At 73.2% G+C, this 19,966-nt stretch carries 20 protein-coding genes; 11 read left to right on the top strand and 9 right to left on the bottom strand.

Annotation, left to right across the window (positions count from 1 at the left end):
• Position 1 precedes the first annotated feature (1 nt).
• Together AB0G02_RS00410 and AB0G02_RS00405 are read left to right on the top strand one after the other, a co-directional pair.
• Positions 2-2,767 carry an FtsK/SpoIIIE domain-containing protein gene (locus AB0G02_RS00410; protein ID WP_360787013.1) on the top strand — a complete coding sequence of 922 codons (2,766 nt, stop codon included), beginning with the start codon at positions 2-4 and terminating at the stop codon, positions 2,765-2,767.
• Positions 2,764-3,183: a hypothetical protein gene (locus AB0G02_RS00405; protein ID WP_360787010.1), complete on the top strand. Its 420-nt coding sequence runs from the start codon at positions 2,764-2,766 to the stop codon at positions 3,181-3,183. The genes AB0G02_RS00410 and AB0G02_RS00405 overlap by 4 nt, the downstream gene beginning before the upstream one ends.
• An 18-nt stretch (positions 3,184-3,201) precedes the next feature.
• Here AB0G02_RS00405 and AB0G02_RS00400 read toward each other — a convergent pair whose 3' ends face one another.
• Complete coding sequence (locus tag AB0G02_RS00400) at positions 3,202-3,609, bottom strand: GNAT family N-acetyltransferase (RefSeq protein WP_360787007.1); 408 nt, start codon at positions 3,607-3,609, stop codon at positions 3,202-3,204.
• Positions 3,610-3,644: 35 nt separating this feature from the next.
• Between AB0G02_RS00400 and AB0G02_RS00395 the strand changes: the two genes are divergently transcribed.
• The 3 genes from AB0G02_RS00395 (at position 3,645) to erm (ending at position 6,626) form a co-directional block, all read left to right on the top strand.
• The gene (locus tag AB0G02_RS00395; protein WP_360787005.1) at positions 3,645-4,349 is read left to right on the top strand and encodes a GNAT family N-acetyltransferase; all 705 of its coding nucleotides are present in this window, start codon (positions 3,645-3,647) and stop codon (positions 4,347-4,349) included.
• 165 nt (positions 4,350-4,514) lie between these two features.
• On the top strand, positions 4,515-5,522 hold the full coding sequence (locus AB0G02_RS00390; RefSeq protein ID WP_360787003.1) for an NADP-dependent oxidoreductase: 1,008 nt from the start codon (positions 4,515-4,517) through the stop codon (positions 5,520-5,522).
• Between the two features lie 213 nt (positions 5,523-5,735).
• Positions 5,736-6,626: a 23S ribosomal RNA methyltransferase Erm gene (gene erm, locus AB0G02_RS00385; RefSeq protein ID WP_360787000.1), complete on the top strand. Its 891-nt coding sequence runs from the start codon at positions 5,736-5,738 to the stop codon at positions 6,624-6,626.
• On the opposite strand, the gene AB0G02_RS00380 is transcribed toward erm, so the two are convergent.
• Positions 6,623-7,237, bottom strand: a complete 615-nt coding sequence (locus AB0G02_RS00380; RefSeq protein ID WP_360786997.1) for a hypothetical protein — start codon at positions 7,235-7,237, stop codon at positions 6,623-6,625. The two genes, erm and AB0G02_RS00380, sit on opposite strands and share 4 nt — an antisense overlap.
• A 34-nt stretch (positions 7,238-7,271) precedes the next feature.
• Entirely contained in the window at positions 7,272-7,649 is a 378-nt protein-coding gene (locus tag AB0G02_RS00375; protein ID WP_360786995.1) for a DUF4267 domain-containing protein, read from the bottom strand.
• 102 nt (positions 7,650-7,751) lie between these two features.
• Here AB0G02_RS00375 and AB0G02_RS00370 point away from each other — a divergent pair, with 102 nt between their 5' ends.
• A complete protein-coding gene (locus AB0G02_RS00370; RefSeq protein ID WP_360786992.1) occupies positions 7,752-8,330 on the top strand; it encodes a TetR/AcrR family transcriptional regulator in 579 nt (192 codons plus the stop codon).
• Position 8,331: 1 nt separating this feature from the next.
• Here AB0G02_RS00370 and AB0G02_RS00365 read toward each other — a convergent pair whose 3' ends face one another.
• Together AB0G02_RS00365 and AB0G02_RS00360 are read right to left on the bottom strand one after the other, a co-directional pair.
• The gene (locus AB0G02_RS00365) at positions 8,332-9,537 is read right to left on the bottom strand and encodes an amidohydrolase (protein ID WP_360786990.1); all 1,206 of its coding nucleotides are present in this window, start codon (positions 9,535-9,537) and stop codon (positions 8,332-8,334) included.
• Entirely contained in the window at positions 9,527-11,164 is a 1,638-nt protein-coding gene (locus AB0G02_RS00360) for an FAD-binding oxidoreductase (RefSeq protein WP_360786987.1), read from the bottom strand. The genes AB0G02_RS00365 and AB0G02_RS00360 overlap by 11 nt, the downstream gene beginning before the upstream one ends.
• 16 nt (positions 11,165-11,180) lie before the next feature.
• Between AB0G02_RS00360 and AB0G02_RS00355 the strand changes: the two genes are divergently transcribed.
• Positions 11,181-11,747, top strand: a complete 567-nt coding sequence (locus tag AB0G02_RS00355) for a helix-turn-helix domain-containing protein (protein ID WP_360786984.1) — start codon at positions 11,181-11,183, stop codon at positions 11,745-11,747.
• Positions 11,744-13,213 carry a glycerol-3-phosphate dehydrogenase/oxidase gene (locus AB0G02_RS00350; protein ID WP_360786981.1) on the top strand — a complete coding sequence of 490 codons (1,470 nt, stop codon included), beginning with the start codon at positions 11,744-11,746 and terminating at the stop codon, positions 13,211-13,213. The genes AB0G02_RS00355 and AB0G02_RS00350 overlap by 4 nt, the downstream gene beginning before the upstream one ends.
• A gap of 242 nt (positions 13,214-13,455) precedes the next feature.
• Here AB0G02_RS00350 and AB0G02_RS00345 read toward each other — a convergent pair whose 3' ends face one another.
• Genes AB0G02_RS00345 through AB0G02_RS00335 form a run of 3 tightly spaced genes read right to left on the bottom strand, consistent with a single transcriptional unit; the run spans position 13,456 to position 16,081 of the window.
• Positions 13,456-15,315 (bottom strand): WXG100 family type VII secretion target, encoded by a 1,860-nt coding sequence (locus tag AB0G02_RS00345; protein ID WP_360786978.1) that lies wholly within the window; start codon positions 15,313-15,315, stop codon positions 13,456-13,458.
• A complete protein-coding gene (locus AB0G02_RS00340; protein ID WP_360786975.1) occupies positions 15,312-15,626 on the bottom strand; it encodes a type VII secretion target in 315 nt (104 codons plus the stop codon). The genes AB0G02_RS00345 and AB0G02_RS00340 overlap by 4 nt, the downstream gene beginning before the upstream one ends.
• An 11-nt stretch (positions 15,627-15,637) precedes the next feature.
• On the bottom strand, positions 15,638-16,081 hold the full coding sequence (locus AB0G02_RS00335; RefSeq protein ID WP_360786973.1) for a YbaB/EbfC family nucleoid-associated protein: 444 nt from the start codon (positions 16,079-16,081) through the stop codon (positions 15,638-15,640).
• A 194-nt stretch (positions 16,082-16,275) separates the two neighbouring features.
• Here AB0G02_RS00335 and AB0G02_RS00330 point away from each other — a divergent pair, with 194 nt between their 5' ends.
• The 3 genes from AB0G02_RS00330 to AB0G02_RS00320 are packed head-to-tail and all read left to right on the top strand — an operon-like array spanning position 16,276 to position 18,659.
• Positions 16,276-16,533: a helix-turn-helix transcriptional regulator gene (locus AB0G02_RS00330; RefSeq protein WP_360786970.1), complete on the top strand. Its 258-nt coding sequence runs from the start codon at positions 16,276-16,278 to the stop codon at positions 16,531-16,533.
• Positions 16,534-16,563: 30 nt separating this feature from the next.
• The gene (locus AB0G02_RS00325; RefSeq protein WP_360786967.1) at positions 16,564-17,475 is read left to right on the top strand and encodes an ATP-binding cassette domain-containing protein; all 912 of its coding nucleotides are present in this window, start codon (positions 16,564-16,566) and stop codon (positions 17,473-17,475) included.
• Positions 17,472-18,659 (top strand): ABC transporter permease, encoded by a 1,188-nt coding sequence (locus AB0G02_RS00320; RefSeq protein ID WP_360786964.1) that lies wholly within the window; start codon positions 17,472-17,474, stop codon positions 18,657-18,659. The genes AB0G02_RS00325 and AB0G02_RS00320 overlap by 4 nt, the downstream gene beginning before the upstream one ends.
• On the opposite strand, the gene AB0G02_RS00315 is transcribed toward AB0G02_RS00320, so the two are convergent.
• A complete protein-coding gene (locus AB0G02_RS00315) occupies positions 18,656-19,909 on the bottom strand; it encodes a deoxyribodipyrimidine photo-lyase (RefSeq protein WP_360786962.1) in 1,254 nt (417 codons plus the stop codon). The genes AB0G02_RS00320 and AB0G02_RS00315 overlap by 4 nt on opposite strands.
• Positions 19,910-19,966 lie beyond the last annotated feature (57 nt).

The following is a 19,966-nucleotide window of genomic DNA, read 5'->3' as shown; positions in this document are numbered from 1 at the left end:
CGTGAGCAGGCGTGACGAGCGCCGCAAGAGGATCGAGAGCTCCTTCGAGGAGTTCCGCAAGGCGGTGGCCGCCGCGCTGGGCAACGCCTCGCGCGAGCACCGCCTGCTCGCCGCCGAACGGGCCCGCGACATCTTCGAGGTGATGCTGCGCGGCGACGGGGTCGACCGGGCGCTGGCGGACCCGCTGCTGGCCCGCGCGCTGGAGAACCCGCTGTTCGAGCGGCAGGTCGCCAACGCCATGGTCGACCGGGTCGAGGCGTTCCGCGAGTGGTCCGAACGCGGGCCCGACCAGCTGACCGCGCTGGTCAACGCGGCGGCCGAGGGGCCGGCGTCGTGGCCGCACGAGTCGTGGCTCGGCACGCCGGGCACGGCCGACGGCAGCGAGGGCGTGCCCGAGCTGTGGCGCATCGGCACCGGCATGGTGCGCGGTGCGCCCGAGCCGCAGCGGTTCCCGGTGGCGGTGCCGCTGCTGGACCACTCGCACCTGCACGTCTCGTCGGTCCACGAGAGCCGCGCGACGGCCGAGGCGCTGGTCGAGACGTTGCTGCTGCGGGTGCTCAGCCACTTCCAGCCCGGTCTGGTGCACGTCCACGTGTGGGACGTCGGCCAGCTCACCGGCGCGCTGCCCGGCCTGTACCCGCTGACCAGGGCGGGCCTGCTGACCGTGCACGACCCGGCGCGGCTGCACGAGCTGCTGGACGAGCTGTCCGACCACATCCGCCGCGTGCACACCGGCGTGCTGACCGAGGGCCACCAGTCGGTGCGGGCGGCGGGCGGTCGGCGCACCGAGCCGTGGCGGGTGGCGGTGCTGTTCGGCAACCGGCAGCCGTTGCGCGAGGAGCACCAGCAGCAGCTGCAACGGGTCGCGCGCAACGGCCTGGCGGCGGGCATCCAGCTGTTCATCGTCGACATCCCGGTCACGGTCAACTCCCCGATCGAGACCGTCACCATCGCCGCCGACAACTCCGCCACCTGCACGATGACCGGCCAGCACGTGGCCGTGGCGCTGGACCCGCCGCTGCCGCGCGCGTCGGTGCCCCGGGCCTGCGCGACGATCGCGGACAAGCGGGAGGAGCGCCGCAACCGGCTCAGCACGTTCGCGGACCTGCTGCCGGAGCAGCCGTGGCGCGAGGACTCGTCGGCGGGCGTGGTCGCGCCGGTGGGCTTCCTGGAGGGCGAGCCGGTGCACGTGGCGCTGGGCGACACGTCGCCGCACGCGTTGATCGGCGGCCCGAGCGGCTCGGGCAAGACGAACCTGCTCTACGCGATGCTCGGCAGCCTCGCCGCCCGGTACGCGCCGGACGAGCTGGAGCTCTACCTCCTCGACTTCAAGGAGGGCGTGTCGTTCGCCCAGTTCGCGCCGGGCCGCAAGGACCCGACGTGGCTGCCGAACGCCCGCCTGGTCGGCGTGAACGTCAACACCGACCGCGAGTTCGGCGTGGCGCTGCTGGCGTTCCTGGCCGACGAGATGCGCCGGCGCGCGGACGCGGCCAAGCGGCACGAGGTCACCAAGCTGGAGCAGCTGCGCGAGGAGGACCCGCACGGCCACTGGCCGCGGATCGTGGCGGTGATCGACGAGTTCCAGTACCTGTTCGGGGAGCGCGACCACGTCACCGCGCAGGCCACGCAGCTGCTGGAGGACGTGGCGCGGCGCGGCCGGTCGCAGGGCATCCACCTGGTGCTGTGCAGCCAGGACGTGTCCGGCATCGAGGGGTTCTGGGGCAAGTCGGCCATCTTCGAGCAGTTCACCGTGCGCATCGCGCTGCCCAAGGCGCGGCGGGTGCTGGCCGAGCCGCAGAACGACGCCGCGGTGGAGCTGCCGCGCTGGCACGCCGTGGTCAACCACGAGTCGGGCGTGCGGCCGGGCAACGAGGTCGCGCGCATCCCCGACGCGACCGCGAAGGGCACGTTCGACCTGCTCCAGGCCGAGCTGCACCGCCTGCGCCCGCCCGAGCTGTCCGAGCCGATCCTGTTCGACGGCAGCAAGGTGCCCGCGTTGCGGGCGTCGCGGGACTTCCGCGCGCTCGGGCCGGGCGAGGGCACCCCGACGGTGCTGCTGGGCCAGGTCATCGACGTGGCGGGCAGCGCGGCGGGGGTGCGCTTCGCCCGCACCCCCGGTCGCAACGTCGCGGTCCTCGGGTCGTTGGCCGAGGACGCGGCGGACGTGCTGGGCGGCGCGGCGCTGTCGCTGGCCCGCCAGCACGAGCCGGGCGAGGCCCGGTTCACCCTGGCGTGCCTGGCCGAGGACGCCTGGCCGCACGCGGACCGGCTGGCCAAGCAGCTGCGCGACGCGGGTCACGAGGTGGCCACGATGGGCCTCAACGGCGTCCAGGCGTTGCTGGAGCAGACGACCCACCTCATCACCGAGCACATGAGGGGTGAGACGGGCGTCCCGCCGCAACCGCACTACGTGGTGGTTTACGCGGTGGACGCGGCGCACACCCTCTTGGAGGCGAAGAACCCGACGACGCGGGTCTCCGGGCTCGACCAGCTGCGCACCGTGCTCAAGCACGGCCCGGAGAACCGCACCCACGTGCTGGGCTGGTGGCGTGGCGCCCAGCGGCTGAAGAACAGCCTGCCGCCGGGCGTCTACGACGACATCGGCGCGTGGGTGGCGTTCGACATCCAGGGCAAGGACCTGCTGTCGTTCGGACCGGAGCAGGTCATGGCGTGGTCACCCCGACCGCGGCGCGGGCTGTTCTTCGACCGGTTCGAGCACTCGCGACCGCAGGTCGTCATCCCGTTCGACACTGGGGAGGAACCATGATCAGCCACGCCTCAGTCGTTCCCGCGCAGCGCAGCGGCGGGCACGTCGTGCCGGAGGTCGAGCCGGTCTCGGCCATCGAGCGGTACCGGGAGGTCGTCGCGCTGGCCGGCGAGTCGGTGGAGCGGATGCGCGCGGCCGACCGGGCGCGGGTGCGGCGGCTGCTGGAGCGGCTGGCCGAGTCGCAGGACCGGATGGCCGAGGTCATCGACCAGGAGAAGCTGGTCAAGCAGGTCGTCGCGGAGCACTGGGAGGCCGTGGTGCGCCTGCTGTGGGAGGAGCGGTGGTTCGGCATGACCACCGTGCCCGCGCCGGACGAGTCGGTGCCGCCGCGCGACCAGCGCGACTACAACACCGCCGTGGAGCTGGCCTACCGGGCGTTGGAGGAGGCGGCGCAGAAGCGCGCCCTGTTCCGCTAGGCGCGTTCCGCTGGGCGCTCAGAAGCCCCAGGAGACGGCGACCGTGTCGAAGTCCAGTTCGGCCTCGGCACGGCGGTAGGTGGCCAGGGCGGCGGCGTTGTCCTTCTCGGTGCCGGTCCACACGCCCGTGCAGCCGCGTTCCCTGGCCAACCCGATCAGGTGATCGATCAACGCGGTGGCGACGCCGCGACGCCGGTGGGCCTCGTCCACGCCCAGCTCGTACAGGAACATCTCCACGCCCTTGTCGGGGTGGATGGTCTCGACACCGGAGACGAACCCGGCCGGCTCGTCGTCGACGTAGGCGATGAGCAGGTGGTGCCGGTCGTCGGCGAGGAACGCGCGGGTGGCGTCCTCGCGCGGCGGGTCGTCGAACAGGTGGCCCGCGGCGACCACCGCGTCGAGCGAGGTGATGCGGCGGATGTCCATGCGGCCGAGGGTAGCTCCTGGGTGATGATGCGGTCATGCGCGTTCTGCCCACCCCCGCCGACGTGTCCGCCGCCACCCCCGACCCGCTGGTGAGGTGGGCCGCGCAGGCGTTGCTGCCCGGTCGGGGCGGCGCGGCGTGGGCGCACGGCGACGCGGTGGGCGTGCTTGCACCCGGCTTGAACCGCTTCGACCGGTTGGTGGTCACCGGACCGGTGGACGACGTCGCGGAGCTGGTGCGGGCGCACGCGCGGCCCGGCCTGGTGCCGCTGGTGACGACCGCCACCGCCGAGGAGCTGGGGTGGCCGGTGCGCGGCACGTTCGGGTGGATGGAGCGCACCGGGTCGCTCGACGCCGGTGGGCGGGCGCGGTGGCTGGCCGAGGACGAGTGGGACGACGTGGAGTCGTTGCTGCGCAAGGCGAACCCCGACTCGTGGGTGTGGCCGCGCGAGCCCGGGGCGTCGCGGTGGGCCGGTGTCCGCGCGGACGGGGTGCTGGTGTCGGTGGGCGCGGACGCGTGGCCCGCGCCGGAGGTGGGCTTCATCGGGGGCGTGGCCACCCACGCCGACCACCGGGGCCGGTCGCTGTCGACGGAGGTGTGCTCGTTCCTCGCCGGCGCGTTGCTGGCCGAGCGCGGCACCTGCGGGCTGATGGTCGACGCGGGCAACGCGCCCGCCATCCGGGTCTACCGGCGGCTGGGTTTCGCCTACCGCAGCGTGACCGCGCTCAGGGACTCGCTCTGACGGACCCATGCTGACGGGCTCACGCCGAGGACTCACGCTGACGGACGCGCGCCGGCGAACCCGATCGAGGGACTCGCGCCGGGAGACCCGCAGGTGACGGGACCGCGGCCCACTTCACCGCCGAACAGCGGAACACGGTCGCGCCGCCCCGGCGTTGCACGCGGTATGACGCTGCCGAACAACGCGCGCGAGTTCCGCCTCGCCTCCCGTCCCGAAGGTTTCCCGACCCCCGAGAACTTCGACCTGGTCGAGGTGCCGGTGCCCACCGCCGGCGACGGGCAACTGCTGGTCCGCAACGTCGTGATGAGCGTGGACCCGTACATGCGGGGCCGGATGAACGAGGGCAAGTCCTACGTTCCGCCGTTCGAGGTCGGCAAGGCCCTCGAAGGCGGCGCGGTGGGCGAGGTCGTGGCGTCGAACGCCGCCGGGTTCGAGGTCGGTGACACCGTGCTGCACAACCTGGGCTGGCGCGACTACGCCGTCCTGGACGCGGCCCGCGCGGTGAAGGTGGACCCGGCGGTCGCGCCGCTCGGCGCGTACCTGGGCGTGCTCGGCATGCCCGGCATGACGGCCTACGTGGGCCTGCTGGAGGTCGCGTCGTTCAAGGAGGGCGACGTGGTGTTCGTGTCCGGCGCGGCGGGCGCGGTCGGTCAGGTCGTGGGTCAGATCGCCCGGCTGCGCGGCGCGAAGCGCGTCATCGGCAGCGCGGGCAGCGACGCGAAGGTGAAGTACCTGGTCGACGAGCTGGGCTTCGACGCGGCGTTCAACTACAAGGACGGCCCGGTCGGTGAGCAGTTGGCGCAGGCCGCGCCGGACGGCATCGACGTGTACTTCGACAACGTCGGCGGCGAGCACCTGGAGGCGGCGCTCGACTCGCTCAACGACCGCGGCCGGGTCGCGGTGTGCGGCTCGATCTCGAACTACAACACCAAGACGCCGACCGGCGTGCGCAACACGGGCCTGCTCGTGACCAAGCAGCTGACCCTGCGCGGGTTCCTGGTCATGGAGCACGGGCACCTGCGCGAGCAGTTCGTGCGCGAGGTCGGCGGCTGGGTCGCCAGTGGCGAGCTGCGCTACCAGGAGACCGTGACCGAGGGCCTGGACCGCGCGCCGGAGGCGTTCATCGGGATGCTGCGCGGCGAGAACCTCGGCAAGGCGCTCGTGAGCCTGTAGATCGTGAGCCTGTAGATCGTGAGCCGGTAAATCGTTGTCGGGCACGGCCGGCGATGCGCTAGCGTCGCCGGCATGTGCGCCATCGCAGTGACCCGGTTGCGCCGCGTCTAGCGGCGGCACCTCCACTTCCGGTTGCTCCGCCGCTCCAGCGAGTCCTCGCCGGGCGGTCTTTCCGTGCTGCCCGGTTCGCCTCCCAGCAGCCGCGGAGCTCCAGTGCGCACGCACCACGAAGGCCGGCACGAGAACGGCCAGAACTTCCTCGTCGACCGCACCGCCATCACCGACGTGGTCGACCTCGTCGCCCGCACCCGCGGGCCGATCCTGGAGATCGGCCCCGGCGGCGGCGCGTTGACCCTGCCCCTGCAGTCCCTCGGCCGGCCGTTGACCGCCGTGGAGGTCGATCCGGATCGGGTCCGGTCCCTGCGCCGCCGCGTCGCGCCGGGCACGTCGGTCGTGCACGCGGACTTCCTGCGCCACCCCCTGCCGACCGACCCGCACGTGCTGGTCGGCAACCTGCCGTTCCACCTGACCACGGCGATGCTGCGGCGGGTCGTGCACGCGGGCCACTGGACGGACGCCGTGCTGCTGGTGCAGTGGGAGGTCGCGCGCCGCCGCGCGGGGGTGGGCGGCGCGACGATGATGACCGCCCAGTGGTGGCCCTGGTACGCGTTCACGCTGGTCCGCCGGGTGCCCGCGGCGGCGTTCCACCCCCGACCGAGCGTGGACGGCGGCCTGATGACGGTGACCCGGCGGGAGGTGCCCCTGGTGGACGCCCGGGACCGCCGCCGCTACCAGTCGTTCGTGCACCGGGTGTTCACCGGTCGCGGTCGGGGCGTGCCGGCGATCGTCCGCGCCGCCTACCCGTCGCCGCGCACCTCGCTCCGCACGTCGCCCCGCACCTCGACGCGGACCTCGGACCCGACCTCCGCCCGACCCGCGGCGCAGCCCCCCGCGCGGACCTCGACGTCGATCGCGGCCTCGATCCCCGCCGCGACTCCGACCTCGATCCCGGCGTGGGCCCGGCGGCACGGCATCACCGACCGCACCCTGCCCCGCGACCTGACCGCGCGGCAGTGGGCCGAGCTGTTCGCGCTGTGCTGCTAGTGCCGGGCGAAGACCGCGCGCACCTCGGTCACCGCGGTGGCGCGCTCGGCCTCCTCCTCGTACCAGCCGTGGCCGACGCGGTTCTCGACCACCGCCTCGGGGGTGAAGTCCCGGCCGAACAGGTAGGCGTCGAGGCAGTAGTCGAACCCGGACTCGACCATGCCGTCCAGGCCCTCCTGCTCGCAGTGGGCGACGAACCCCTCGGCCGGCCGCCACTGCTCGCCGTCGAACCAGAAGACGCCGCCGGCGTAGTGGATCGTGCGGTCCGTGCCGGGTTCGAGGAGGTTGAGCGACTCGTAGTTCTCGGGGCGGTCGCGCACCAGGTGCACGAGGTCTTCCGGGACGCCCCGGTAGAGCGACTCCTGGAGCGCGTAGTCACCCTCCGCGTAGAGGTTGAGCTCCAGCTCGTGGTCGAACGTGAGCAGCAGCGCCCGCCCGTCCGGGGTGAAGTACCAGACCGCCGACTGGCCGCCGCTGTCGTTCCACGCGAACCGCTCCGCGCCCTCCACCGCCACCGGGGTGATCCCGGTGATCTCGTCGATGATCGCGGCCCGCCGACGCGTCTCGGCCAACGGCGTGGCCTGGAGGGCGGCCCAGGTGTCGTCACTCATGCGGGCAGGCTACTGACGACCACCGACAACGCCGTCACCCGACGAGGAGCAGCACGCCGATCACCAGCATCACCGCCGCCGTGCCGCCGTGGATGCCGTAGACGGCCGACCTGGGCCCGTTGCCGCGCAGCACGACCACGGCGTCCCACGCGGGAACGCAGGCGGTGACCAGCATGAACCAGCCCAGCAGGTGGGGTGACCCGGCGATGACCAGGACGAGGGTGAAGAGGCCGAAGGCGATGTCGCGCCCCGCCACGACGGCCAGCCACGACTGGACGGCCCGGTCCTCGGTCGGTGTGCCGGTGATGCCGAAACCGGCGGCGCTCTGCGGCACCCGGATCAACCGCAGGCCGACGACGACGATGGCCAGGCCGATCAGTCCGGCGAGCACGGTGGCGACGGTGGTCAGCACGGGTTGTCCCCTCCCAGTCGCAGCGCATCCTAGCGCTGCTAGATGTCGTGTCGACGATAACAAGACCTGCGACAGGATGTCTAGCGTTGCTAGGATGGGGCGATGTCGGCCATCAGGGATCGTCGCGAGCGTGAACGCGCCCAACGCCACCAGCTGATCATCACCGCGGCCCGCGAACTGGCCGAGGCCGAGGGCTGGGAGGCGGTGACGACGCGGCGGCTCGCGGAGCGCGTGGAGTACAGCCAGCCGGTGCTCTACAGCCACTTCAGCGGCAAAGACGCCATCGTCCGCGCCGTCGCGCTCGACGGCTTCGCGGAGCTGGCCGCCCACCTGCGCCGCATCCGCCTGGCCGCGCCCGGTCTCAGGCAGGCCCTGCACGACGTCTGCCGCGCCTACCTGGAGTTCGCCACCGAGCGGCCGGCCCTCTACCAGGCCATGTTCGTCATGCCGACCGACGTGAAGTTCGCGCACGCCGAGACGCCGCCACCGCTGCTCGACTGCTTCCAGGAGTTCGTCGGCTGCGTCCACCCGGACACCCCGGGGCGCGAACTGGTCGCGGAGGTCGTCTGGAGCGCGTTGCACGGCATCGCCACCCTGTCGGACAGCGGCCGCATCCCCCTGGAGTTCCAGTCCGAGCGCCTGGAGTTCCTCGTCTCCCGGCTCGGTGACGCCGCGCCGTAGCTCAGGCGACGGCCACCAGGTCACCGTCCGCGGCGACGACGCGGCCCTCGTGCACGACCAGCGTCCGCGGCGCGCGGTCCATCACGGCGGCGGTCACGGTGTCGCCGGGCACGACCACCAGGTCCGCCGGGGACCGCTCGGTCAGGCCGAGCGCCCGGCCCATGACGGCCGCGCCGCCCCGGGTGGCGACGTCGACGCACATCTCGACCAGCTCGTCGCGGCGGAATCCGCTGCGGTAGGCCAGCTGCCACGCCCGGTCGAGCATGTCGCCGTTGCCGTAGGGCGACCAGTAGTCCCGGATGCCGTCCTGCCCGAGCCCGACCCGCACCCCGGCCCACCGCAGCTCCCGCAGCGGCAACGGCTCGCGCACGCCCGGCGCGACCGTCGTCACCGCGACGTCGTGCTCGGCCAGCAGCTCCACCAGGTGCCGCCGCCGGTCGTCATCCACAGTGGACAGCGCGAACGCGTGGCTGATCGTCACCTGCCCCTGCATCCCCAGCGCCTGCACGCGCTCGCAGACCAGCTCCACCTGGAACGCGCCGAGCGTGCCGGCGTCGTGCAGGTGCACGTCCACCCCGCGCTGGTGCTTCTCCGCCAACCCGAACACGACGTCCAGGTGCCGCACGGGGTCGCGGTCGTAGCCCGCCGGGTCCAGCCCGCCGACCAGGTCCGCACCCGCGCGCAGCGCCGCGTCCAGCAGGTCGGCGGTGCCCTTCTCGCGCAGGACGCCGCACTGCGGGAACGCCACCACCTCGACGTGCGCCCGCCCGGCGTGCTCCTCGCGCGCCGCGAGCACGCCCTCCAGCTTCTCCAACCCCGAGTCGACGTCCACCTGGGCGTGGCTGCGCACGTGCGTGGCGCCGCACGCGATCGTCCGGCCGAGGGTGTGGGTGGCGCGGTCCGCGACGGACGCCTCCGCGGAACGCCAGTTGCGCCGGTCGTTGCCGATCAGCTCGGCCAGCCCGTCGCCGGCGCTGTGCGGGCGGAACGGCAGGCCCAGCCGGGTGGAGTCCAGGTGCGCGTGCGCGTCGGTGAACGCGGGCAGCAGCACCCCGCCGCGGCCGTCGACCACCGGCACGGCGGGCGGCGGGTCGAGGTCCGGGGCGAACGCCGCGACGCGCCCGTCCTCGCACAGCACGTCGACCAGGGGTGCGCCCGGGGTGTTCGGCCACGGCCGCACGGAACGGATCAGCAGGTCACCGGTCACCAGGCGACGCTAGCCCCGCCGGATTGTTCCCGCCAGCGATCAGCTTGCCCGGGTTGAGCACGCCGGTCGGGTCGAGCGTCCGCTTGACCGACGCCAGCACCTCGACGCCGAGCGCGCCGATCTCGGCCTCCAGGTACGGCGCGTGGTCGGCGCCGACGGCGTGGTGGTGGCTGATCGTGCCGAGCCCGGTGATGGCCTCGCCGGCGGCGGCCTTGGCCACCTGCCACTGGCCGATCGGGTCGGTGGCGTCCCGGGCCGCCAGGACGGTGAAGTACAGCGACGCGCCCGTTTCGTAGGCGTGCGAGATGTGGCACATGACCACGCACTCGCCCAGCGCGTCGACCAGCGCCTCGCGGACGGCCGCACGCAGGTCGGAGACCTTCGACCAGTGCGTCGCCGTCTCCAGCGTCTCCACGCACACGCCGACCTCCATCAGCGCGTCCCGCTGGCGCGGCCCGTTGAACCGGCCGTGCCGCCACGCCTCCCCGAGCGCCGTGCCCAACGACACCGATCGCAAGCCCCGCAACGTCTCCGCGCGCCTGCGCTTGACGTCGTCCTCGGACGCGCCGTGCCAACCGAGGATCAGCAGGCACGGCTGCCGCACGCCCCGCGCCCGCAGGTAAGCCTTGAGCGCGGTGACCTTCCAGCCGCCGGACAGCGCCAGCGACACCTCGGTCTCGTCCACATCGGACAGCCGGGTGACGTCCGCCAGCACCCGTCGTTGCGCCAGTTCGCGCACCGCCGCCTGCCCGCGTTCCCAGCCGTCCACCACGAAGCCCTCGTAGCGCTCCACCGCGGGTCGTGGCCGCACGCGCAGCGCCACCTCCGTGATGACGCCCAGCGCGCCCTCGCTGCCCACGACCAGCTGCTTGAGGTCCGGACCGGCCGCGGACGCGGGTGCGACGCCCAGCCGCCACTCGCCCACCGGCGTGGCCAGCCGGACGCCCTCGACCATGTCCTCGAACCGGCCGTAGCCGGAGGACGCCTGACCGGCCGACCTGGTCGCGGCGAACCCGCCGATGGTGGCCCGCTCGTAGGACTGCGGCACGTGGCCGAGCGTCAGGCCGTGCGCGGCGAGCAGCCGGTCGGCCCGGGGCGCGGGCAACCCGGCCTGGAGCACGGCCACGCGGGACACCGGGTCGACCTCGACCAGCTTGTCCAGCCGGGCCAGGTCCAGCGCGATCACCGCCGCCTTGTCGCCGCGCAGCGCGTTCACCCCGCCGACGACGGACGTGCCGCCGCCGAACGGCACCACCGCCACGTCGTGCTCGACGCACGCGCGGAGCACCTCGACGACCTGCTCGGGTGACGCGGGCAGCACCACGGCGTCCGGCACCGCGAGCTCGCCCTCACCGCGCTGCCGCAACAGGTCCACGTAGGACAGTCCACCTGCGCGACCCAGCCGCGAGTCCCGGTCCACCCGCACGTAACCCGGTCCGACGACGGCGTCCAGCGCGACGCGCGCGGCATCGCTCAGCACCGGGTCGGGCACGACCGGCGCACGGGCGGGGGTGCGGACGTCGCCCAGCCCGGTGTGCTCGCGCAGCCACTTCACCGCGTGCGGCGGGAGCGGGCCGGCGGTCGGTGTCCAACTGCCCCGGAGGGTGTGGTCGATGTCCTCGGTCACCGCTACAGTGTTACACATGACGTCTCAACGTCACAGTGATGACGCACTCCTCGACGCGGCCCGCGACTGCGTGGTCGAGGTCGGGGTGCGCCGCACCACGCTGACGGACATCGCCAAGCGCGCCGGCGTGAGCCGGATGACCCTCTACCGCCGGTTCCCGGACGTGGGAACGCTGGTCAGAGCCCTGATGACCAGGGAGTTCACCGCCCTGCTGCAACGGATCGAGGTGACCGGGGACAACGCCAGGCAGCGGCTCGTGGCGCGGGCCGCGGAGGGGATCCGGCTGCTCGCCGCCGACCCGCTGATGCGGCGCGTGCTCGACCTGGACGCCGAGCTGATGCTGCCCTACCTCGTGCAGCGGTTGGGCAGCACGCAACGGCTGGTCGAGGCGTTCCTGGTGGCGCAGGTCGAGGAGGGCCACGCGGACGGCTCGATCCGGGCCGGTTCGGTGGCCGCGCAGGCCCGGCTGGTGCTGCTGACCACGCAGTCGCTGGTGCTGTCGATCCGGCCCGCGACCACGGACCTGGACTTCGAGGAGCTGCTGGCCGAGCTGGCCGCCTACCTCGACGCGGCGCTGTCGTGAGCACCGCGTCCGGCACGTCGCTGAACGCCGCGCGACGCCGTGTCGATCTCGACCACCTGGCGTCGTCGTCGGTGGACCTGCTGGTGGTCGGCGGCGGGGTGACCGGTGCCGGTGTCGCGCTCGACGCCGCGTCGCGCGGCCTGTCGGTGTGCCTGGTGGAGGCGCACGACCTGGCGTTCGGGACGTCCCGCTGGTCGAGCAAGCTGGTGCACGGCGGGTTGCGGTACCTGGCGCAGGGCGAGGTCGGCCTGGCCTACGAGAGCGCGGTGGAGCGGGGCATCCTGATGACCCGCACCGCGCCCCACCTCGTGCGGGCGCTGCCGCAGCTCGTGCCGCTGCACGGCAGGTCGCACGACCAGGTCGTGATGGCCGGTCTGCGCGCCGGTGACGCGTTGCGCCGCCTGGCCCGCACCCCGTCCCGCGTCCTGCCGGGTCCGCGGCACGTGCCCGCCGTCGAGGCGCTGGCCCTGGTGCCCGGCCTGCGGCGGGCCGACCTTCGCGGCGGGCTGCTGAGCTTCGACGGGCAGCTGGTCGACGACGCCCGCCTCGTCGTGGCGCTGGCCCGCACCGCCGCCGGCTTCGGGGCCCGGGTGGTCACCCGGGCGCGCGTGACGTCCCTGACCGGCCGGGGCGCGGACGTGGTCGACGTGCTGACCGGCTCGTCGCTGCACATCGCGGCGCGCGCGGTGGTGAACGCGGCCGGCGTGTGGGCGGGCGGGTTGGTGCCGGGCGTGCGGCTGCGGCCGTCCCGGGGTTCGCACCTGGTGCTGTCCGCGTCGACCCTCGGCGTGGCCGGGACCGCCCTGACCGTGCCGATCCCCGGTGCCCGCAACCGCTTCGCGCTCGTGCTGCCGCAACGCGACGGCCGCGTGTACGTGGGTCTGACCGACGAGCCGGTGGACGGCCCGATCCCGGACGTGCCGACCGTGCCCGAGTCCGATGTGGACTTCCTGCTGGCGGCGGCGTCCTCGGTGCTCGAACGGCCGTTGGGCCGGGACGACGTCCTGGGCGCGTTCGCCGGCCTGCGTCCCCTGCTCGACACCGGTGGCGGTCCGAGCGCCGACCTCTCCCGGCGGCACGCCGTGCTGACCGCCGACGGCGTCACGACGGTCGTCGGCGGCAAGCTCACCACGTACCGCCGCATGGCCGCCGACGCGGTGGACGCCACGGGCCTGACGGCGGTCCGCTGCCGCACCGCGAGCCTCCCGCTGGTGGGCGCGGGCCGGGCCGCCGGCCCACCGGACCTGGTCGCCCGCTACGGCACCGAAGCGCCGCGTGTGGCCGAGGTGGGCGAGGTCGCCTGGGCCGTCCGCCACGAGGGGGCCCTGACCGCGGACGACGTCCTGGACCGCCGGACCCGCATCGGCCTGGTCCCCGCCGACCGCGCCGCCGCCGAACCGGCCGTCACCCGCCAGGTGGCCGAAGCCCTCTCCACCGACCCCGACCGCACGACCCCCCAACCCTGACCGCACCCCACGCCCCCGAACGCAGAACACCCACGTCCCCAACGCAGGACACGCCCGTTCCGAACGTAGGACACGCACGCGTGTCCAACGTTCGCGTCGCGCGTGTCCAACGTTCAGGTCGCGCGTGTCCTACGTTCAGGTCGTGCGTGTCCTACGTTCAGGACACCCGAGTTGAACGTCCTGGACGGGCGGGCATGCGAAAGGGGGACCTCCTGGTGGAGGTCCCCCTTCGGCGTTTCAGGTCACTCGCCGATGATCGGCTTCGCCGCCCTCGGCGGCTCCTCGATCAGCGGTTCGCCTTCCAGCCGCACCTTGCGCTGGTGGTCCTTGCCGTCGCCGCCCTGGCCGGGAGGGCCCATCATGGGCGCACCGCCCATCATGCCGCCGCCGGCACCGCCGGGACGTCCACCGGCACCGGCCACACCCGCGGCCGCCGCGGCGGCACCGGGCTGACCGCCACCGGCCGCGCCCAGCACACCGGACGCGCCACCGGCCTGGAGGGCCGTGCCGCCACCGGTACCGGCGCCACCGCCACCGGCACCGCCCGCGAAGCCACCACCGCCACCGCCGACGCCACCGCCACCGCCACCGAAGCCGCCGCCACCACCGCCGACGCCACCACCGCCACCGAAGGCACCGGCACCCGGGCTACCCGCACCCGTGCCCGCGCCACCACTGGCGTGCAGGTCGGACGGCAGCGGGCGCACCGGCGGCACGGTCGGCACGTACGACGAGCCACCGATGTCGGTCGCGTGCGTCGTCCCGCTCACCGAGGGCCGGATCGGCACCTGGCCGTCCGGCACCCACCGGCCCGGCTCCCAGTGACCACCGGTGCCGCTGCCGCCGGTGCCACTGCCACCGCTACCGGACCCCGGCCCGTAACCGGAACCCGAACCCGTGCCGGAACCCGGACCGTAGGTGCCACCGGAACCGACCGACGGCGGACGGTTCACCACCGGGTTCGCCACCCCCGGGTAGTTGGGCGGCTGGTTGGCCCCCGTGCCCGGCCCGTAGCCGGAACCGCCACCGGCACCACCCAGCGTCGGCGGACGGCTCACCACCGGACCGCTCGCGCCACCGGGGTAGGTGCCCGCACCGCCGGAACCCGAGCCCGCGCCCGCCTCCGGCCCGTACCCGACACCGACCGTCGGCGGACGGCTCACGACCGGACCGGCCGAGCCGCCACCGCCCGCGCCGGACGGGTTGGTCGACCCACCGGGCGTGCTGGTGTACCGCCGGTCGGCGTCGCGGTGCATGTCCTCGAGCTGCCCCTCGCCCAGCCCGAGGCCGCCCTGCGACAGCCGCGGCCCGGAGCCACCCGCTCCGCCACCCTTGTTGGACGACGTCATCGCGGTGATCGCCTGCAGGATCTGCTTGGCGGTCTGGGCGATCTGCGCGACCGACTTGATCAGGTCGATCAGCTTCTTGAGCGAGTTGCCGAGCTTCTGCAGGAAGTCGGCCAGCTTCTTGGCGTAGTTGCACGCCATCTGCACGATGTCCGCGATCGCGCCGGCGATGGCCGCGCCGAACGTCAGGAACGACGCCGCGAGCCACTGGATGATCTTCATGACCATGTCCGACACGGCCTGGCTGATCAGGTCCATGATCGTCTTGCGCACGGTCGCGACGAGCTCGCCCGCGCCCTTGGCCGCGCGGGAGATGCCCTGCGTCGCCTTGGACAGCGTCTCCAGCCCGGTGGCGTGCTGCTTGCTGGCCGCGCGGTAGCCGTCGGCGGAACGGCCGCGCCAGGTCCGGGTCTCCTCCACCGACGTGCGCCGGTAGTCCGCGACGATGCCCTCGATCTGCTTGGCGGCGGACGCCCAGCTGTCGGACATCTTCTGGATCGCCTGCGGGTTGCCCAGCAGCGCGTCGAACGGCTCGCGCAGGAAGTCGACGTGCTGGATGGCCCAGCTGAACCCGGCGGACAGGAAGCCCGACAGCGGGTTGCTGGCCATGCCGACGATGCCCATGGCGGTGTTCGCCATGCCGAGGCCGGCCTGGACCCAGTCGCCCCGCTCGACCGCCGCGACGGTGCCCTGCACGTCGCTGATCAGGTGCGAGGGGTCACGGCCCTGCGAGGTCGATGTGGCTTGCCCGCTCATCCCCGTGCCTTTCCGGTGAAGCCGAACGCGTTGTCGAGGTCGACGTTCTCGTAGAGGTCCGCGACCTCCTTGAGGCCCTGGCACATGTCGGCGACGGTCTCCGTGGCCTGGCCGAGGATGTCCTGCGACGACCCGGCCGTCTTGAGCAGGAACTGAGCGAGGAACGAGCCGAACACGCCGAAGGCGTCGGTCGTCAGCGACGGGTCAGCGGTCTTCGTGGCCGAGAGCATCCGCTGCGTCAGCTGGTCGACCGTGCCAGCGTGCGCCCGGATCTCCTCCGGGTTCACGTTGAACGAGTCGAACATGGTCATCTACCCCCTGCTCAGGCCATGACATCGGGTGGGTTGGTGAAGTAGTCGTCATCGGGCCTGGTGTCTCGACGCTGGATCTCCGGCTCCGGTTCCACGGCGTCCGTGCCGTCACCCGAATAGCCGTTCGGCATCTTCGACTTCACGAACTCCAGCGCCGGGCTCTCGCCGACGAACTCCGTCATGATCTCGACGACCCGGCCCGCGGCGGCGCGCTGCGCCTGGGCCACCGCGGTCATGATCGCACCGGAGATCCGCTCGGGGTCCTCGCCGCGCAGCTGCGGGCGCAGGACCAGGCCGGTCAACGCGCCCGAGGCGTTGACCGTGACCGTGATCAGGCCGTCGGGCGACGTGGCGCTGCCGCCGACGCCCCCGAGCTGCGTCTCGGCCTCGGCGGCGTTCCGCTTGGCCTGCTCGATCTTCTCTCCGTACTGCGCGAGCCACTGGTCCGGCTCCATGTTCACCCCTCACGGCAACGGGGCTTGCGGCCCTACTGCGCAATTCGACCCGTCGACAGACGATTCGGTTCCCGGCGACGTATCGTTTCACCGAATCGTGATTTATGGGACACCGTGCGACGGATACCGCCGTTCGGCCTATTCTGTGAATTGTTTACTTGCCGTTCTGTTGGGTTTTCGCAACACTTCGTAGCATGAGTCCGGTGCGCCGAGGTCCCGGGCAACCCATCCACAACAGGATCGGGGTGCTCCGGGTCGAACGGGGTATGACCAGGGCGGTACTGGCCGAGGCGGTGGAGGTCAACCCGCAGACGATCGGGGCGCTGGAGCGGGGCGACCACTACCCGAGCCTCGACCTGGCGCTGCGGATCTGCGACGTGTTCGGCCTGCCGGTCGAGGCGGTGTTCAGCCGCAGGCCGTTCGAGCCGCTGTCCACCCAGGTCTACGGCTAGGCACGACTGGTCACAACAGGAGGAGAGCACGTGGCACAGGGAGTGCTCGAGGTAGACCGGGTCTCCAAGCGCTACGGCGAGGTCGTCGCGCTCGACGGGATGACCTTCGACGTGGCGGCGGGTGAGCTGTTCGGGTTCGTCGGCAGCAACGGCGCCGGCAAGACCACCGCGATGCGCATCGCGCTGGGCGTGCTGGCGGCCGACTCGGGCGAGGTGCGGTGGGACGGGGCGCCGATCACGTTCCGCACCCGCCGCCGGATCGGCTACATGCCCGAGGAACGCGGCCTCTACCCCAAGATGAAGGTGCTCGACCAGCTGGTCTACCTGGCGGAGCTGCACGGCGTGCCCACCAACGCCGCGCACCGCTCGGCGGAGACGTGGATCGCCCGCCTGGGCCTGCGCGACCGCCGGGACGACGAGGTGCAGAAGCTCAGCCTCGGCAACCAGCAGCGCGTGCAGCTGGCGGCGGCGCTGGTGCACGAGCCGGACGTGCTGGTGCTGGACGAGCCGTTCTCCGGCCTGGACCCGGTGGCGGTGGACGTGATGAGCCAGGTGCTGCGCGAGAAGGCCGCGAGGGGCGTGCCGGTGGTGTTCTCCAGCCACCAGCTGCAGCTGGTGGAGGGGCTGTGCGACCGGGTCGGCATCGTGCGCAGCGGCACGATGGTGGCCTGCGGCCGGGTGGACGAGCTGCGCGCCGGCGGCGAGTCGAAGCTGGTCGTGGACGCGCCGCGGGCGCCCGCGGGGTGGGCCGACCACCTGCCGGGCGTGCTGTCGGCGCACACGTCGTCCGGCCGCACGGTCCTGGACGTGGCGCCGGACGTCGACGACCAGGTGGTGCTGCGCGCCGCCCTGGACACCGGTCCGGTGCACGAGTTCTCCCGGCAGCGGCCGTCGCTGACCGAGTTGTTCCGCAGCGTGGTGACCGAGGAGTCCGCGGCATGAGCGACCTCACCCCCGGCCGGGCGGTGTTCCTGGTCTCGCGCCGGGAGTTCCTGGGCAAGGTGCGCACGAAGTCGTTCGTGGTGGGCACCCTGGTGATCGTCGCCGTGATGGCGGGCTACATGTTGTTGCAGGCCGTGCTGTTCGACGACGCGGGCCGCGACCGGGTCGCGCTGAGCGGGCAGGCGACGGCGCTCGCGGAGCCGTTGAAGCAGACCGCCAGGTCGTTCGGGCGCGAGGTGGAGACGGTCGACGTGGGCGACCCGGCGGCGGCCGAGGAGCAGGTGCGGTCGGGCGACGTGGACGCGCTGATCACCGGTGCCTCCGACGACCTGCGGGTGGTGGTGAAGGAGTCGCTGGGCGAGCAGCTGCGCAACTCGATCGACCTGCTGGTCAAGCAGCAGGTGCTGGACGCGCAGCTCGCGGAGGCGGGCCTGGACCCGGCGGCGGTGGCGCGCAACGTCGAACGCGCGGGCGTCGACGTGGTGGCGCTGGAGCCGCAGGACGAGCAGCGCGGCCAGCGGCTGGTGGTCGGCCTGGTGATCGCGGCGCTGCTGTACTACTCGCTGCTGGTCTACGGGGCGATGGTCGCGCAGGGCGTGGTGGAGGAGAAGTCCAGCCGGGTGGTGGAGATCCTGCTGGCGACGCTGCGGCCGTGGCAGCTGCTGCTGGGCAAGGTCGTCGGGCTCGGCGCGGTCGGGTTGCTCCAGCTGGTCGTGATCGGCGGCATCGGGCTGGTGCTGGCGTCGGTGTCGGGGGTGTTGGACATCGCGGGCGTCGCCGGCGGGGCGCTGGCCACCGGCGTGCTCTGGTACGTGCTCGGCTTCTTCCTCTACGCCACCGTCTTCGCCGCGGCGGCGTCGCTGGTGTCGCGCCAGGAGGAGGTGCAGTCGGTGCTGACGCCGATCAGCGCGTCGATCGTGGTGGCGTTCGTGGTCGGCATCAACCTGATGATCAGCGACCCGACGGGGACCGCGGTGGCGGTGCTGTCCGTGCTGCCGCCGTTCGCGCCGATCCTCATGCCGGGCCGGATGGCGATGGGCGTCGCGCCGACGTGGCAGGTGCTGCTGGCGATCGTGCTCGCGCTGCTGGCGATCGGGGCGATCACCTGGCTGGGCGGGAAGGTCTACTCGAACGCCGTGCTGCGCACGGGTGCCCGCGTGCGCCTGCGGGACGTGTTGCGCTAGCGCTTGACGGCCTCGTAGCGGGCGAGCGCTTCCCGGCGCTCGTCCGCGTGGTCCACGATCGGGTCACGCGGTTGGTGGACGGCCTTGCCCGGCACGTCGCGCAGCTCGGGGACGTACCGGCGCACGTAGGCCCCGTCCGGGTCGAACTTCTCGCCCTGCGTGACGGGGTTGAAGACGCGGAAGAACGGCGCCGCGTCCGTGCCGGTGCCCGCAGCCCACTGCCAGCCGTGCTGGTTTGAGGCGAGGTCGCCGTCGACCAGGTGCCGCATGAAGTGCCGCGCGCCCCACCACCACGGCAGGTGCAGGTCCTTGACGAGGAAGCTCGCCACGACCATGCGGACGCGGTTGTGCATCCAGCCCTCGCTCAGGAGCTGCCGCATCCCGGCGTCCACGAACGGGTAGCCGGTCCGGCCCCGGCACCACGCCTCGAACCGGTCGCGGTCGTCGTCCAGCCGCATCCGGTCGAACGCCCGGTTGTAGTTGCGGCGCGCGGACTCCGGCTCGTGCCACAGCACGTCGGCGTAGAAGTCACGCCAGGCGAGCTCGGTCCGGAACGCCTTCGCGCCCGCGTCGCGCCCCAGGTCCGCGAGCAGCGTCCGGGGGTGCACCACGCCCCACTTCAGGAACGCGGAGAACCGGCTCGTGCCGTCCAGGTCCGGCCGGTCGCGGCGGGTGGCGTAGTCGGGCAGCTTCTCGTCGCGGAACGCCTCCCACAACGCGCGGACGTCCGGGAGTCGTTCTCCCGCAGGGAGTTCGACGCCGAGGTCCGCACTCATCCAGTCCACTGTGGACGCGTCGGTGCGGACCGGCAGGTGCCAGCCGTGGTCCGCCCAGGCCCGGGAGAACGGCGTGAACACCCGGTACGGCGTCCCGTCCGCCTTGGTGACCCGCCCCGGCGCGACCGCGTAGGGCGACCCGACCCGCACCAGCTCGACCCGTTCGGCCACCGCCGCGTCGCGCGCGCGCCCGTACGGGCCCGCGTCCGCCGACACGTGGACCGACGACGCGCCGACCCGCGCGGCCACCCGGGGCACGACGTCCACCGGATCGCCCTCGACCACCACGAGCCGCCCGCCCAGCTCGGCGTCCAACGACCGCAGGCACCGGTGCAGGAAGTCCACCCGGGGCGTGCCGGACGCCTTCAGCAGCACGGGGTCGAGCACGAACAGCGCCAGCGCCCGCTCCGCCCACCGGGCCGCGGCCGGGTGGGGGGGGTGGTGGGGGGGGCGCCGGGGCCCCCGGGACCACACCCCCCGCGAGGTGTCGACCCCCCCACCCCAGGTGCGCCCCCCGCGCCCCCCCCCCCC

The organism is Actinosynnema sp. NPDC023658, from assembly GCF_040639995.1.
Classification (GTDB): Bacteria; Actinomycetota; Actinomycetes; order Mycobacteriales; family Pseudonocardiaceae; genus Actinosynnema.
This window is presented reverse-complemented; position numbering and strand designations above follow the sequence as displayed.

Excerpts from the sequence above, each read along its gene's own strand:
- AB0G02_RS00405 (WP_360787010.1), top strand. The coding sequence starts at position 2,764 with ATGATCAGCCACGCCTCAGTCGTTCCCGCGCAGCGCAGCGGCGGGCAC.
- AB0G02_RS00400 (WP_360787007.1), bottom strand. The coding sequence starts at position 3,609 with ATGGACATCCGCCGCATCACCTCGCTCGACGCGGTGGTCGCCGCGGGC.
- AB0G02_RS00395 (WP_360787005.1), top strand. The coding sequence starts at position 3,645 with ATGCGCGTTCTGCCCACCCCCGCCGACGTGTCCGCCGCCACCCCCGAC.
- AB0G02_RS00390 (WP_360787003.1), top strand. The coding sequence starts at position 4,515 with ATGACGCTGCCGAACAACGCGCGCGAGTTCCGCCTCGCCTCCCGTCCC.
- AB0G02_RS00380 (WP_360786997.1), bottom strand. The coding sequence starts at position 7,237 with ATGAGTGACGACACCTGGGCCGCCCTCCAGGCCACGCCGTTGGCCGAG.
- AB0G02_RS00370 (WP_360786992.1), top strand. The coding sequence starts at position 7,752 with ATGTCGGCCATCAGGGATCGTCGCGAGCGTGAACGCGCCCAACGCCAC.
- AB0G02_RS00355 (WP_360786984.1), top strand. The coding sequence starts at position 11,181 with ATGACGTCTCAACGTCACAGTGATGACGCACTCCTCGACGCGGCCCGC.
- AB0G02_RS00345 (WP_360786978.1), bottom strand. The coding sequence starts at position 15,315 with ATGAGCGGGCAAGCCACATCGACCTCGCAGGGCCGTGACCCCTCGCAC.
- AB0G02_RS00340 (WP_360786975.1), bottom strand. The coding sequence starts at position 15,626 with ATGACCATGTTCGACTCGTTCAACGTGAACCCGGAGGAGATCCGGGCG.
- AB0G02_RS00335 (WP_360786973.1), bottom strand. The coding sequence starts at position 16,081 with ATGGAGCCGGACCAGTGGCTCGCGCAGTACGGAGAGAAGATCGAGCAG.
- AB0G02_RS00330 (WP_360786970.1), top strand. The coding sequence starts at position 16,276 with ATGAGTCCGGTGCGCCGAGGTCCCGGGCAACCCATCCACAACAGGATC.
- AB0G02_RS00320 (WP_360786964.1), top strand. The coding sequence starts at position 17,472 with ATGAGCGACCTCACCCCCGGCCGGGCGGTGTTCCTGGTCTCGCGCCGG.